The 16,018-nt window shown below is 26.2% G+C and carries 13 protein-coding genes; 8 read left to right on the top strand and 5 right to left on the bottom strand.

The features are described from left to right. Positions 1-26: 26 nt before the first annotated feature. Positions 27-365: a P-II family nitrogen regulator gene (locus MBBAR_RS06765; RefSeq protein WP_080460544.1), complete on the top strand. Its 339-nt coding sequence runs from the start codon at positions 27-29 to the stop codon at positions 363-365. A gap of 141 nt (positions 366-506) precedes the next feature. Here MBBAR_RS06765 and MBBAR_RS06760 read toward each other — a convergent pair whose 3' ends face one another. Then, a complete protein-coding gene (locus MBBAR_RS06760; protein ID WP_080460543.1) occupies positions 507-1,262 on the bottom strand; it encodes a hypothetical protein in 756 nt (251 codons plus the stop codon). 547 nt (positions 1,263-1,809) lie between these two features. Here MBBAR_RS06760 and MBBAR_RS06755 point away from each other — a divergent pair. Next, positions 1,810-2,397, top strand: coding sequence for a flavodoxin family protein (locus MBBAR_RS06755; protein WP_080460542.1), 588 nt, complete (start codon positions 1,810-1,812; stop codon positions 2,395-2,397). Positions 2,398-2,618: 221 nt separating this feature from the next. On the opposite strand, the gene MBBAR_RS06750 is transcribed toward MBBAR_RS06755, so the two are convergent. After that, positions 2,619-4,160 (bottom strand): flippase, encoded by a 1,542-nt coding sequence (locus MBBAR_RS06750; protein WP_080460541.1) that lies wholly within the window; start codon positions 4,158-4,160, stop codon positions 2,619-2,621. Between the two features lie 451 nt (positions 4,161-4,611). Here MBBAR_RS06750 and MBBAR_RS06745 point away from each other — a divergent pair, with 451 nt between their 5' ends. The 6 genes from MBBAR_RS06745 to MBBAR_RS06720 all read left to right on the top strand — a co-directional run bounded on the left by MBBAR_RS06745 (position 4,612) and on the right by MBBAR_RS06720 (position 11,985). After that, positions 4,612-5,661: a DUF1786 domain-containing protein gene (locus tag MBBAR_RS06745; RefSeq protein WP_080460540.1), complete on the top strand. Its 1,050-nt coding sequence runs from the start codon at positions 4,612-4,614 to the stop codon at positions 5,659-5,661. 59 nt (positions 5,662-5,720) lie between these two features. Further along, entirely contained in the window at positions 5,721-6,419 is a 699-nt protein-coding gene (locus MBBAR_RS06740; RefSeq protein ID WP_080460539.1) for a PHP domain-containing protein, read from the top strand. 76 nt (positions 6,420-6,495) lie between these two features. Further along, positions 6,496-7,305, top strand: coding sequence for a DUF63 family protein (locus MBBAR_RS06735; protein WP_080460538.1), 810 nt, complete (start codon positions 6,496-6,498; stop codon positions 7,303-7,305). A gap of 212 nt (positions 7,306-7,517) precedes the next feature. Continuing rightward, a complete protein-coding gene (locus MBBAR_RS06730) occupies positions 7,518-9,059 on the top strand; it encodes a 2-isopropylmalate synthase (protein ID WP_143746155.1) in 1,542 nt (513 codons plus the stop codon). A gap of 363 nt (positions 9,060-9,422) precedes the next feature. After that, positions 9,423-9,701, top strand: coding sequence for a DNA-binding protein Alba (gene albA, locus MBBAR_RS06725; RefSeq protein WP_042702564.1), 279 nt, complete (start codon positions 9,423-9,425; stop codon positions 9,699-9,701). A 316-nt stretch (positions 9,702-10,017) separates the two neighbouring features. Next, complete coding sequence (locus MBBAR_RS06720) at positions 10,018-11,985, top strand: YhgE/Pip domain-containing protein (RefSeq protein WP_080460537.1); 1,968 nt, start codon at positions 10,018-10,020, stop codon at positions 11,983-11,985. A 91-nt stretch (positions 11,986-12,076) separates the two neighbouring features. On the opposite strand, the gene MBBAR_RS06715 is transcribed toward MBBAR_RS06720, so the two are convergent. The 3 genes from MBBAR_RS06715 to MBBAR_RS06705 form a co-directional block, all read right to left on the bottom strand. Next, the gene (locus MBBAR_RS06715; RefSeq protein WP_080460536.1) at positions 12,077-13,249 is read right to left on the bottom strand and encodes an aldo/keto reductase; all 1,173 of its coding nucleotides are present in this window, start codon (positions 13,247-13,249) and stop codon (positions 12,077-12,079) included. Between the two features lie 94 nt (positions 13,250-13,343). Then, positions 13,344-14,600, bottom strand: a complete 1,257-nt coding sequence (locus tag MBBAR_RS06710) for an outer membrane protein assembly factor BamB family protein (protein WP_080460535.1) — start codon at positions 14,598-14,600, stop codon at positions 13,344-13,346. Between the two features lie 156 nt (positions 14,601-14,756). Then, complete coding sequence (locus MBBAR_RS06705; RefSeq protein WP_080460534.1) at positions 14,757-16,010, bottom strand: ABC transporter permease; 1,254 nt, start codon at positions 16,008-16,010, stop codon at positions 14,757-14,759. Positions 16,011-16,018 lie beyond the last annotated feature (8 nt).

The raw sequence follows: 16,018 nt of genomic DNA, 5'->3' as shown, positions 1-16,018 counted from the left end.
TATCAATATTATTAGAGGTTTCTAAAATGAAAAAAATTGTAGCTATTATTCGTCAGGAAAAATTAGAAGATGTTAAAAATGCCCTTGTCGAAGTTGGTTGTCAAGGAATGAATTTAGCTGAAGTTAAAGGAAAAGGAAGACAAAGAGGGCTAAAAGAGTATTATAGAGGTCATAATTATTGTATAGAATTTCTTCCAAAAACAAAATTAGAGATAGTTGTTAATGATAATCAAGTTGAGGAGGTTGTAGATGCTATTATTAAAAGTGGTCGAACAGGGGAAATTGGAGATGGAAAAATATTTATTTCTAATATTGAAGAGGTTATAAGAATAAGAACTGGTGAAAGAGGAGAAAAAGCAGTTTAATGCCCAGCATTAATTATTTTTACTCTTTTTAAATATTTTATTAGTTTTAAACATTTTATTAGTTTAAATATTTAAATTTAAATATTTTATTAATTTTTAACTATTTTCAATGATTTTTCAATGTTTTGAATGTTTATTAACTTAGTATGATTTTAAGATAAACTCTTTTAGCTTTTTAGAAATATTTTCATGATAAGTTGCAGATTGTTTTGCTTTTTTAAAGGCAAGTTCTTTGTTTTTAAATTCCTGTTTTAAATTTTCACATTCTTGTTTTAACTTATCATATTCTTCTTTAAGTATTGATACTTCTTTTTTTTGCGAATATTGGAGTGTTTTTATACTATACTTTAAATCTTTTATATATGAGTCTAAAAATTCTATTTTTTCCTTTAAATCCTCTTTATCTTTTTTTAGATCTTCGTTTTCCTGATTTAATCTATTTAAATCTTTATTTTTCTCTAGAATTTTTATTTTATCTAAATTAGTAGGTTTTTCTGAAAATATACAATTTTCTAGTTCTTGATCATTAGTTTTTGCTTCATATTTTTTGAGTTTTTTCTCAAGAGAACTATTTTCCACTTTTAATTTTTCTATATTAGTTTTAATATTATAGATTGTATCATTATTTTTTTCTATTGTAGATTTTAAAGTATCGTTATCTTCGCTTAATTTATTATTTTTTAGTTTCAACTTGTTTATTTCCTCAGAACTTCTTTCAATTTCATTCATATATTTTGATGGAATAATGAGTACAACTTCATCATTTTCAAATATATTATCTTCTTTGGGCACTGTTATTTGAACTTGTTCTGTTTGGTATTTCTTTTTTTTACCATTTTTTAGAGTTCTGTTATATTCTCTAGAATATTTTTTAACGATAGCTCTTATAAATTCCATAAGAATCCTCAATATAAATTCTACTAAATAAATATATTATATTATATAATTATATTATATATTTTTAATATAATTATTTTTAATATAATTATATATTATTATATTATTTATTTTATTATTATCGTTTATTTATCTTTTTATTATTTTTATTTTATTATTTTTATATTATTATTTTTCATCCCTATTTTTTATATCATTATTTTTATATTATTATTTTTCATCTCTATTTTTTATATCATTATTTTTGTATTATTTATCTCATTTTTAACCTTAATTATTTTATTATTATGTATAATTAATTCATTGATATTGTTAAGATATTTTTGTTAATTTATGAACAATTATATTTATAATGAAATTAATAATAATAATATCGATTGATTATCCCAATTAGAGTATTAAATAATAATACAATGTTATTTTAGTGGTTTAATTTAAGAGATAATCTAAAGGTGAAATAGCTTAAATAATACAATATATTTTAATATTTAGGATAAAACTTTTAACTCAAAATTTAAATTTGGGTTAAGTTTGGGAGGCTTTATTCATGTTTATTGTAGGAATTTGTGGAAGTCCAAGAAAAAAAGCTACTGAGTATGTTCTTGATAAATCTTTAGAGGATTTAAAAGAACAAGGCTTTGAAACTGAAATGTTTACTGTACGGGGCAAAGAAATAAATCCTTGTCGGCACTGTGATTATTGCTTAAAAAAGAAAGAATGTGTAATGAAGGATGACATGTTTGATGTTTATGATTTGCTTAGAAAAGCAGATGGAATTATACTTGCAAGTCCAATGTATAATGGATCAATTTCATCACAAATTAAAGCTGTAATGGATAGATGCCGAGCTCTTGGTGCTGAAGATATTAATTTACTTAAAGGTAAAATAGGCATGTCAATCGCTGTTGGAGGTGACAGGGCTGGAGGGCAAGAATTAGCTATTCAGCAGATTAACACTTATTATATTTTAAGTGGAATAATTCCTGTAAGTGGAGGTCCTTTTGGAGCTAATCTTGGAGCTACGCTATGGTCACAAGATACACTGGAAGGGGTAAAAAAAGACGAATATGGTTTTAAAACTTTGAATAAGACTTTAAAACGATTTGTTGAATTTTTAAATAATTATAGACAATAACATTATAAACAAATTATAGACAATAATAGTATAAACAATATTAAGAAATATAATAATATTAAGAAATATTATATAAATTTAATAAGAGAATATTAATAAAAATATTGTAAATAAAATAAGGAGTATTTTTATTATTTTTTATCTCATTATTTATTTTTATTTCATTTTATTATTTATCTTTTTTTCTTTATTTTTTAAATAATTATATGAATCTCTAATAATTATATGAATCTTTCAATTACTTTTAAAACTTTATTAATTATATTGGATAATGGTCCAAATTTATGAGAAAATCTACGAATAGCATTTATATCTTCTTCAGAAAATGATCTTAGAAGTATTAAGAATACTAAATAAATTATTGGGCATGCTATTATTCCTAATATTAATCCAAGCACTGTATTTGGAATAATTAAAATAATTAAACCCATTAATAATGATGATATAACAACTTTTCCAATAAAGGAAATAGGGGCTTTTGTATTTGTTAAACTAAAGCTCATTTTTAATATAGGTATCATGATTAAAAAACATGCTATTGTAGTTGCAATAGCTCCACCAACAATTCCATAAATTGGAACCATTAGCCAATTAAGAATAAATGTTGCAATTGCCCCTGTTACTAAGACATACATTGGAATTCTTGGGTTTCCAATACCTTGAACAATACTTGAAGAAATTGCAAACAGTGAATAAAATGTCATTCCTATAACAAGAATACTTAAAGCAGGAGCTGCATCTAAAAATTTTGGAAATGTAATTTGAAGTATTGGAGTTGAAAATAATGATATTCCAATACACATAGGGATAACAATTAACATTGAGTATTTATATGATTGTGAAACATACTTACTAAGCAAATTTTGATTTTTTGTACTGAATGCAGCTGAAACTGCAGGTAATATTGTTGTTGCAAGTGAAGTTGAAATTATCAAAGGGAATCTAGAAATTGGATCTGCAGCACCAAAATACCCTGTAAATGTATCTCCCAATAATTTAGCTATAACAAAAGTAGATATTGCAAAAATAAGCATTTCAGCTAATGCAGTTATAGTCACTGGAACAGCAAAGAATATCATCTTCTTAGCTAACTTTAACTCTTCATAAATTGAAAATTTATATTCCACTTCTGGCTTAGGGACATATTTCCACATATATTTCTGAAATATAATAATAGATAGTATTGCTGAAGCTGCAAAGCCTATTACAGAACCCATCACTGCTCCAAATGCAGAATATCCTAATAAGACTAATAAAGTAGCAAAAATTATCATAGAAATTTGTTCTGTAGCTCGGGTAGCTAAAATATATTCCATTTTGATAACACCTTGGAAAGCACCTCTAAATGCTCCTACGATGACACTAAATGGAACTATGAAACCTACTGCTTGTAATGGATATAAAAGTCCTGGCATTTTTGGGTTTAAAGCTGCTAAATAAGGAGCTATAAAAAAAACCATTAGAAAACCAAATAAAATTCCAAGAAAGAGCATTATTTTTAGCGATGTGTATATTGTTTGTCTTGCAAGGGCTCTTTCATCAATAGCTGTATATTCTGCCACATACTTAGCTATAGCTGGAGGCAACCCTCCTGCAGATAATACTTGAAGAATACCTTGAAATTGTAATGTATAACTTAATATTCCATAAGAGGAGGGTCCTAAAAGCTGTCCCATTAAAAATCGATATACGAATCCTCCAACACGAAATATGATATTACCTATTAGTATTAAAATGCTTCCTCTTGCTAGCCTATTACTCATCACATCACCAAGATATAATATAAGATATAAATATAAAATGAAATTTAAGATATAATGTATAAAATTTAAGATATAAAATATAAGATAAGTATAAATTATAATATTATTTTTAATTTGATTACTATTTAGTTTATTATTGTTTTACTTCATATTTAACTTAAGTTCAATATGTATTTTTATTTTATTATTTTTACACATTTTATAATTCATAATCATTTAATTTCATAACCATTTTATAATTAATTTTATAGTTATATTTTGAATTCTAAATTAAATATTTAAAATTAAATATTTAATATTAGTATATTTTTAATATTTTTAATAAAAAATATTTTTAATATTTTTTAATATTTTTCTCATTGAATTTTTCATTGAATAATATAGAATATATAAATAATTTTAAATTTTTATAATTGAATAGTTTTAAATATTTTTAAATACAATTATTTTTATGAAAATTTTAGCAATTGACATTGGTGCAGGAACTCAAGATATATTATTTTATGATGATGAAAAAGAACTTGAAAATTCTATAAAATTAGTTCTACCTTCTCCACCTATAATAATTGTTGAAAAAATTAAGGAACAAACAGCTAAAGGAAATAATATTTACTTTGATGGAACTATAATGGGTGGGGGGAAAATCAAAAATGCTATTATTGCTCATATAAAAAATGGCTATAAAGTAGCTATGGAAAAACACCCTGCTCGGACTATAAAAGATGATTTGAAAGTAGTTGAGGATTTAGGGGTTGAAATTGTTGATAGTGGTAGCTTTTTAAAAGATTCAAAATATTCAAATTATTATAAAATAAGCTTAATAGATGTTAATATTGAACAAATAACTTCAACAATTTCAGAATATGATATAAACTTCAAATTTGATAAAATTGCAGTCGCTGCTCAAGATCATGGTTTTAGTGAGAAAATGGGTGATAGAGATTTTAGATTTGAAAAAATTAGGGAAAAGTTAAGTTATCCTATGCCTGTTGAAGAATTTGCTTTTGATGGTAATGTTCCTGATTATTTTTCTCGAATGAAAGCTATTGAAGAATCTCTTTTTGGTTTAAATCCAATTATTATGGATTCAAAATTTGCTTCTATTTGTGGGGCTTGTTTTGATCCTGAGATTTCTCATTTAAACAGTTTTGTTGTTATGGATATTGGTAATGGTCATACAATGGCTGCTTCTATTGAAGATGGAAAAATTCAAGGTGTTTTTGAGCATCATACTTCTAGTTTATCTCCAGAAAAAATAGAAAGACTTGTCCAAAGACTTGTTGAGGGAACTATAACTCATAAAGAGGTTCATGATGATTATGGTCATGGTGCACATGTAGTTAATCCTATTTCAACTCTTGAAAAGGTTGTTGTTACTGGACCTAAGCGAAAAATCATTGAAAAAACAAATTTAGCTTATTATAATGCTTCTCCTGGTGGAGATGTCATGATGACTGGTCCTGTTGGTTTGATTAAAGCTGTTGAATATTTAAAAAATTAATATTATTACAAATAATAATTAAAAACTAAAATAAAATAATATATATTTTTTTTGATAGAATGAAATTAGATCCTCATATTCATAGTTGTTATTCTGGAGATGCCAGGTCTAGTCCTAAAAGCATTATAAATCAAGCTAGAAAGATAAAGTTAGATATTATAGCTATAAGTGATCATGATACTATTAAAGGTTCTAGAATAGCTTCTGAAATATCAAAAAATTTTGATGATATTCTTGTTGTGCCTTCTATTGAAATTAGCTCTTCTGAAGGCCATATTCTTGGTTTTGGAGTAGATGCTGTGATTGAAAAGGGTCTTTCTCCTGAGGAAACTGTGGAAAAAATCCATGATGAAGGTGGAATAGCTATTATACCTCATCCATTTTCTTCTTATAGGAGTGGCCTTTTTTTTAAAAATGAAAAAACTTTTAAAAGTTTACTGGGGGATTATAAACTTAATAATAGCTTAGTCAGGGGCGTTGAAGTTTTAAATGCTAGATATATCATTGGATACTCTAATTATAGGTCTAATAAAGTTGCTAATAAATATAATTTAGCTAAGATTGGTTCTAGTGATTCTCATTTTATTGAATCAGTTGGTAATTGTTATACTGAAATTATTGATATTGATAATGAACCTACTGTTGATGATGTTATTGATTCTATTAAACCAAATAATACTATTGCTAGAGGTAAAAGGACTTCTAATTATTTAATTGCTAAGGAAGTATTTAACAAAAAAATAAGGAGAATTTATTAGTTATATTTATTTTTAACTTTATTTAAAATAATAATTATTTAATATAATAATTATTTATATATTTATGGATGATAAAATGTCTATTGAATCCTCTTTTATCAATTTTTTATCAATTTATTTTTTTTCAGGATATACTATATTTAACACAATTGTTTATGGGATAATTCTTGTTCTTGTTCTTTTCATGATTATTAAAATTTTTAAAAATTATAAAATCAACCCCACTGATCTTATAATTCCATTAATACCTTTTATTTTTCTGGGGTCTAGTGTAAGAGCTTTAGTTGATAATGGAATATATCCTTACAATTGGTTTTTAATAACTCCAGGAATTTACTTTATTGTAGCTGGTATTGTAGTGCTATCTCTTTTTTTAGGAATATTTATTCAGAAAAAAACTAATTTTGATTTTAAATACACATTATTCTTCATTGGATTAATTTTAGCTATTATTAATTTAATCAATATTCAAAGTATTAATTTAATAGCTTTTAGTCAAGTTATCTTATCTTGGTTAGTGATGACTGTTATTTTTATAATTGTTGGTATATTTTGGGATCTTTTTACTTTAAGTTCTTATGATGGTAAAATAAATCTATCAATCATATCTGCTCATTTGTTTGATGCATCTTCTACTTTCATTGCTGTAGATTATTATGGCTATTTTGAACAACATGTCCTTCCTGGATCAATATATAATCTAGCTGGAACAGCAATTACCATGTTTCCACTAAAAATAATTGTTATATGTATCTCTTTGTATATCATTGATAAATATGTTGATGATGAGATTTTATCTGGAACTTTGAAATTAGCTATTTTTATACTAGGATTAGCTCCAGGAGTTAGAAATTTTTTAAGTTTAGCTATTGGAACTTGGATTTAGTATTGGATATTTAACTTAATTTATATTATTTTTAATTTAAATATTTTAATTTAAATTTTTCAATTTAAATTTTTCATGCCTATTTATCTTCTTAAAATTTTTATACTATTAAGAACAGATTTTATAATGTTATATTTTTTTATCAATTATTCCTGATATTAAATATAACTAGAAGAATATTCAATATAGAGGAATCAAATAGAGGAATCAAAGTGGAAATAAACGATTTAAAAATTCCAAAGAGTGATATTACCCTTCCAAAAAAGGTTAAAATTTTTGATACAACTCTTAGGGATGGAGAACAAGCTCCAGGAGTAGCGCTGACTACTGATGAAAAAATACAAATAGCTCAGAAGTTAGACAATCTTGGAATAAATACTATCGAATATGGATTTCCAGCTGTTTCTGAAGGAGAGCGGAAATCGGCTAAATTAATAAATGATTTGGGTTTGAATGCAAATATTTGTGGTTTAGCTAGAGTATTGAAAAATGATATTGATGCTTTGTTGGATTGTGATTTAAGCTATATGCACACTTTTATTGGAACTTCTCCTCTTCATAGAGATTTTAAACTTAAAATGTCAAAAGAAGAGATTGTAGATAAAGCTTCTTCTGCTATTGAATATGCTAAAGATCATGGTATAACTGTAGAATTTTCTGCTGAAGATTCAACTAGAACAGAATTTGATTATCTTGTCGATGTTTATAAAGCTGTGGAAGATGCAGGTGCAGATTTAATCAATGTTCCAGATACTGTTGGTGTTTTAGTTCCAACTACTTCTAGGAAATTAATTTCTAATCTTAAAAATGAGCTTTCATTACCAATAAGTGTTCATTTTCATAATGATTTTGGTTTAGCTGTTGCTAATTCTCTTGTTGCTATTGAATCTGGAGCAGAACAAGCTCATGTAACTGTAAATGGAATTGGAGAACGAGGAGGTAATGCTTCTTTAGAAGAGCTTGTTGTTACATTAAAAGTTGCTTATGGTCTTGATTTAGATATTGACACTACACAATTATACAACTTGTCTGATTTTGTTTCAAGAGTTACTGGTATAAAAATGCCTCCTAATAAGCCTATTGTTGGTGAAAATGCTTTTGCTCATGAATCTGGTATTCATGTTCATGGTGTTTTGGAAAATGCAGCTACTTATGAACCTATTGCTCCTGAACTTGTTGGTCACACTAGAAAAATAGCTTTAGGTAAACATACTGGTGCAAATGCACTTAAAGCAAAATTAACAGAATATGATATTAAAATGGATGAAGAACAGTTTTGTACTGTTTATGATCAAGTAAAAGGACTTGGTGATAAAGGTAAATCTATAACTGATGCTGATTTGAAAGCTATCGCTGTAACAGTTCTTGGAAAAGCTAAAGAAGAAGCTGTTAAATTGATAGGTTTATCTGTTAGTTCTGGTTCTGGAAAAACGGTTTCACCAACTGCAACTGTTAAGTTAATGATTAACGGTGAAGAAAAAGAAACTTCTTCTATTGGTGTTGGTCCGGTTGATGCAGCATTGAATGCTATTCAAATTCTTGTTAAAGGAACTACTAATATACAGCTTGAAGAATATCATATAGAAGCTATTACTGGTGGAACTGATGCTTTAGCTGAAGTTTTTGTTATTACTTCTGACGAAGAAGATAATAAGGCTACTGGGCGAGCTACTCGTGAAGATGTTATTATGGCTAGTGTCGATGCAGTTTTAAATTCAATTAACAAAATTTTAATGATAAAAGAGGCTAAATAACAGTATAAATGAATTTTTTTTATTTTTTATTTTTATCATTTTTAACTTTTTATTTTATTTCATTTTCTTTATTTTTCATTTTTTGATTTAATTGTTGCATCTTTTTTTGTTGTATTCTTTTTAGTATTATTTCTACTTTTATTTAGATTTATTCTTAATTTTTATTAATTTTTTAGTATTACCTTTTTTAAAAGTTGTTTTGATATTTTTCTTTTAAAATTTTTATAATAATAATTTTTTTTAAGTGAATTTAATACTAAAAATTTAGTATTTTTTAAAAAATGTTTTTAAAAGATATTAAAAACATAAATTATATAATATGGTTAAATAATATATTATTACATAGTATCGGAGGTCATTAATATGCCAGAAGAAAATATTGTATACATTGGAAATAAACCAGTAATGAATTATGTACTAGCAGTAGTAACTCAGATGAACAGTGGCGTATCCGAAGTTGTTCTGAAAGCAAGAGGAAGGGCTATTAGCAGAGCGGTTGATGTGGCTGAAATAGTTAGAAACCGTTTTATACCAGATATGGATGTTGAGAGTATAGATATTTGTACTGAAGAAATTGTTGGAAACGATGGTGTTTCAACCAATGTTTCTACTATAGAGATACATCTTAAAAAAGATAATTAAGGCTTTAGCTTTTTTTATCTTATTTTTATATTGTATTGATTTTTCTAATTTTTTATTATAATTTTTATTAGTATTTTTATTCTAATATTTTTTAACTATTTTCTCATTAATGATAATTGTCCTATTTAGTATTAAAATAAGGAATATTTGTATTAAAAAGTGAGCATTCATTCGAAAAATTTATATTGTTGAAATTTTAGATATTATGTATCAGATATTATGTATCTAATATATAATTATTAAATGATTATTTAATATTATATAATTATTTAATATTATTATTTAAGAGACTCATGTTTAAAGATTTAAGATTTCAATGTTTAAAAAAGTTTTATTTATATTTAAAAATGATATTAAAACTATATTTACTAATCCTGTAGTTTTTATAGTTTTAGTAGCTATAATAATTATACCTTCTTTTTATGCATTGGCTAATATTGATGCTTTTTGGAATCCTTATGGAAATACCGATAATCTAAAAATAGCTGTTGTAAATCAGGATTTAGGATGTTCTACAGCTAATGGAACTTTTAATATAGGAAATATGCTAGTTAATGAATTAAAAAATAATAAAAACTTTCATTGGGAATTTGTAAATTATCAAGAAGGCTTTGATGGATTAAATAAAGAAGAGTATTATGGAATGATTATAATTCCTCCTAATTTTAGTAAAAATATATTTTCAATTGAAAGTTTAAACCCTAATACTTCAGAGATAACTTTTATAACTAATAATAAGATGAATCCTGTTGGTTCAAGAATAAGTTCTACTGGTGTTACTCTTACTCAATATAAGATTAATGAAGAGATTACCAAGATTATAGATGATATAATATTTAGTAAGTTGTATAATATAGGGGAGATAGCTAAAGAAAATGAAGGGAAGTTTTATTCCCTTAAATCTTTTTTAAATAATTTGAATGCTAAATCTGGAACTATTGGCTCATATTTAAATGTTGGTAAAGAAGAAATGGGCGATGTTAGTAAAATCTGGTCTACTATTTATAAAAATTTACCTCAGCTTAAGAAGGATTCTGATATTTTAAGATCTGATTATGATAAGTTATATAATCAGATTTCTTCTAATCCTCAAAAAGCCTTGAATACTATACATGACATGGAAGCTATGGATAAAGAGATCATTGAAATTTTGAGTTTTGCTGATGCTTTTTTAAATAATTTATATAATCTAACAAAAGATGAAAAATTAAAACCTATTATAAATGATCTTGAAAAGGATTTAGCTATTGCAAAAGAGTTATTGATTATATTAGAAGATATTGAAAAAAATATTGATGATGTTGATCATAATAAAGGTAACTTTCATAAGCTTAAAAATCTTATAGATAAGTTGGATGATTCTGTTGATAATCTTTATAAAAATAAGGAAACAATTAATAATAAGATTAAAACTGCTTTAAAAGAGATTGATTATGCGAATTCAAATTGGCCAATAGCTAAAAAGTATATTGAGGAAGCTACAAATAAAATTAATAGTATAGATTATAATAAGTTAACTGATCTTTCCAATGCAAATTTAACCAGTATTAATAATTATTTCCAAAGCCCTGTTAAGCTTAAAGAAAAAAATTTATATCCTAATCATACTTATGGTGAGGAGATAGCTCCATTTTATATATGTTTAGCATTGTGGGTAGGCTGTATTATGACTACAGCAATGTTAAGTACAAGATTTAGATCAAATTCACGAACTCTATTAGATAAAAATAAATATTTTAAAAATAGGTCTATTAATTCTCAAATTAACATAAATAACCTTCAAAATGATTATATTGGTATTTATTTTGGGAAAATGGGCTTTTTTTTGATAATCGGTTTATTACAATCTGTAGTTATCATAGTAGGGTTGTTACTATTGGGTTTAAATGTAAGTTCTGAGTTTTTATTCATAATTACTACATTTTATATAGGGCTGTGTTTTATGATATTTTGCTATTCTCTTGTATCTGCTTTTGGAGATTTGGGGAAAGCTCTTGCGATTCTTTTACTTGTTTTTCAAGTTCCTGCAACAGGGGGAACATATGCAATACAACTTTTACCAAAATTTTTCCAATCAATATATAATTTTTTACCTTTAACTTATGGTATTGGTGCACTTAAAGAAGTTATTATAGGTGTTTATTGGAGTAATTATTTCTTTGACATTTCTGTCTTATTATTATATCCGATTTTAGGAATTATTATTGCATTATTAGTAAAAGGAAAGTTAGATAAAACTATTAGGTATATGGAAAGCAAGTTAAATGATACTGGATTGTTTTAATATTTTCAATGTTTATTGAGCGTATATATAATTAGTGTATATTTTCTATTATTATATATTAGTTTATTAGCGATAATCAATAGTGTATTGATTATCTATATATTATTAACTTGACTATTTTTCCTAATAATCGATAATACCACTTATCCATAGATTTACTAACATTTTTTAACTCTTCAATAATAGCTATTTCTTGAGGGCATTTTTTCTCACAGACTCCACATTGAGTACACTTATATGCTGCTGATTTATCTTCAGTAGCATTTACATACATTACTTGTGGCTTAAATCCTCCAAACATTGATTTATCATTGTAAGATGAAAAACAAGTAGGTATATCAACTCCTTGGGGGCATGGCATACAATAGGCACAGTTAGTACATTCAACCTTTATTTTACTTTTAAACTCTTCTTTAACTTTTTCTAACATTTGTTTTTCTTTTAAACTAAGTGAATTTGGACTAGATTCTGATGCAGCATTTATATTTTCTTCAATGATTTTATCATCATTCATTCCAGATAAAACTACCTTAATAGCTGGATTATCCCAAACCCATCTTAATCCCCATTCTCCAGGAGACCTTTTAACATTGAAATTTTCAATAATTTTTTTTGCTTTTTTTGGTAATTTTTCAACTAACATTCCTCCTCTTAGAGGTTCCATTGCAATTACTCCAATGTTTTTTGATGCAGCATAATTTAATCCTTCAGTTCCTGCTTGATAATGTTCATCTATATAATTATATTGTATCATACAGAATTCCCAGCCATAATCATCGATTATTTTTTTAAATTCATGTAAGTTGCCATGAAATGAAAAACCAAAGTTTATTATCCTTCCTTTCTTTTTTTCAGAGTTTATAAAATCTAAAATTCCAAGATTTTTAAGATTTTCCCATTCTTCAAATTTTATAAGATTATGTATTAAGTAGTAATCTATATAATCAGTTTGTAGCCTTTTTAGTTGATTTTCAAAAATTTCATCCATTTTTTCTCTAGTTTTGATAGTCTGAACAGGGATTTTTGTTGCAATTTTAACTTTTTCTCTACAATTATTTGATTTTAAAATCTTTCCAAGAGTTTCTTCACTTTTAGGATATAAATATGCAGTATCGAAATAATTAACGCCTTTTTCAATAGCGGTGATGATCTGTTTTTCTGTTTTTTCATAATCAATTGATTGATTTTTCTTTGGAAATCTCATACATCCATATCCTAAAACAGATAATTTGTCTTCATTTTTTTCTATTTTCCGATACTTCATGTTAATTCTCCTTATATTATTTATAATTAAAAATAAATTTTAAAATAAAAAATAGAGTTAATAATTATAAAGTTTAATTTCTATTTTTAGTTTTTTATTTTCTTCTTCTTTTTATAAAAGTTATTAAACCTATTATTACAGCTAAAACAACTATTATAACAATTATAGTATAGTATACAAATACAGAAATTGGTGTATTTAATTTATCTCCATCTAATGAATATAAATATCCATCATTACCTGCAAAAAATATTACATCACCGTATATTACTGAAGAAGAAGTTATTGGGGAATTAAATAGATAAATTCCAGGATTATAGGTTAATTCTGGGTTTCCAGTATATTTATTTAAGATATATTGAGTTCCATCATTTGATCCAAAAACAACTTTATCTTCGTATATAGCAGGTGTAGTTCTAACATCTTCTCCTGTTTTATATGCCCATTTAAAAGTACCATCTCTAGTATCTAAACATGTTAAATTATCACTATCTGAACCAACATACAAATTATTGTTTCTTAAATCTAATGATGCAGATGAATTGACTTTATTTCCCAAGTCATATTTCCAAGCAAGGCTTCCATCTGACCCATTTAAACTATAGATTGTTCCATCAAGAGAACCTATATATACTTTACCGTTTCCATAGTTAGGTGAAGCTACTACTTGATCTCCAGTAGTGTAGTTCCATATTTGGCTTCCATCATTTCCATTTAGTGCGAAAATTACTCCATTTGTAGAACCAACATAGACAGTTCCATCAACATATGTTGGTGAAGATTTTACCTTTCCTCCTATTTCTTTTTCCCATAGCTTAGATCCATCTCTTGTATTTAAAGCATAAACTTTACCATTATCTGCTCCAAAATAAATAGTATCATTGGTTAATGTTGCGGTAGATTCAATTGGTTTTGAAACCTCAAATTTCCAAGATAGTTTTTTATTTTCAATGTTATAATTATACATATATCCTTTATTATTATCTACATTTGCACCTATAAATAGATTATCTCCTTTAACAACTGGAGATGCTTGGACACTTCCATTTAATTGATATTTCCAGTTTGTATCACCATTTTCCATATTTATAGCTTCAAGTAATCCATTTTCAGATGCTAGATATATTATTTTATCTTGTATAGCTGGAGAAGATAATATAGGATTATTCATACTATGTATCCATAAATTTGAAACAAAATCACCTGCTTCTTCTATAAAGCCAGTATGTTCAACGTTTTCTTGAAACATTGTCCAATTATTATTAGCTCCTGCAATAGGATTTATAAAAATAGCAAGAATAGCCATTACTATTAAAATTTTTTTAAAATTATTTGTCATCGATTTTGACATTAAATCACCAAGTAATAATTAAATTACTAATAATTAAATTAGTAATAATTAAATCAATAATTAAATTAATATTTAATCAATATTTAATTAATATTTAATTAATATTTAAATCAACATTTAAATCAGTATTTTTATTATTATATTTTTTAACCTCTATTATACATCTCTGTCGAATCTTATAACTCCTGCAACAAAGAAAAATACTAAAAATCCTAGAAGGACTAAGAGATCAATCCATATATCTCCTATTCCTGCTCCTTTAATCATTACTCCTCTCATAGCATCATTTAAATAAGTTAATGGGAATAAATAAGCTATCTTTTGGAAAATCCATGGCATAGTTTCTATTGGATAGAATACCCCTGATACGAACATCATTGGCATAGTGAAAGGCATTACAATCTGTGTATAATCTTCTTGTGTTTGTGTAGTTGCAGAAATCATTATTCCAAACCCAACAAATGTTAATGCTCCAAGTATGAGCACCCCTATAGCTAAGAAAATATTTCCATTTATCGTTATACCAAAAAGTAGAATCGCGGCTGCCAGCAGTATTAGAGCTTTAGCAATTTCTATTATTAGTTTTGAAAATATTTTTCCACCTACAACAGTTGTGATACTTGTAGGAGTCATAAATAATCTTGCTAATTCTCCTGTTTCTCTCTCACCTGCAATAGATTGCCCCATACCCATCATACATGACATCATAACTGTCATAGCTAAAACTGCTGGAACTAAAAAGTCAATATATGCAATATCTCCATATATTCTGTTTATTTGTAAGTTTATAGAATTTATTATTCCATTAACATTTGATGAAATTGAATTATCTGCTTCTGAGCTATCTACTGTTGAATTATCTGCTGCTAAACTGTTTGTTGTACTGGTTGCTCCATTATCATTTGTAGAACTACTTTGAGGACTCATTGCAGTATTTTGAACTTCTAAACTAGCTAATTTCTCAGCACCTATTTGTGCACTTAGCTGACTAAATAATCCTTGTGTAGCTGGAACTATGGCTTGGGAAGCTATTTGGTCTGATGAATCTAGATAAAGTACTACCATTTTACTTTGATCCGTGCTAGTATCATCATAATTTGGCGGCAGTATTATAGCTGCCTTCACCTCTCCGTTATTTACCATCTCCTTTGCTAAATTCACATTTGAAGTAATATTTTTTACTTCAAAAAGAGACATATTTTTAACTGCCATAAGTGTCTGGTCTGTCATTTCTCCATGACTTTGATCTACAACAGCTATAGGAACATTTTCTATAGTTCCTCCCATACCATAACCAAACAATACTATCATTATTATTGGGAAAAGAAACATTGATACTAATCGTGGTTTATGTCTCCAAAGGGATAAAAGATCCTTTTTAAGCATCCACATAAATTTTTTTCCTTCCATATATTCTC

This window comes from Methanobrevibacter arboriphilus JCM 13429 = DSM 1125 (assembly GCF_002072215.1).
In the GTDB taxonomy this organism is placed as follows: Archaea; Methanobacteriota; Methanobacteria; order Methanobacteriales; family Methanobacteriaceae; genus Methanobinarius; species Methanobinarius arboriphilicus.
The sequence above is the reverse complement of the archived record's forward strand: the minus strand, read 5'-3'. Positions and strand labels throughout refer to the sequence as shown.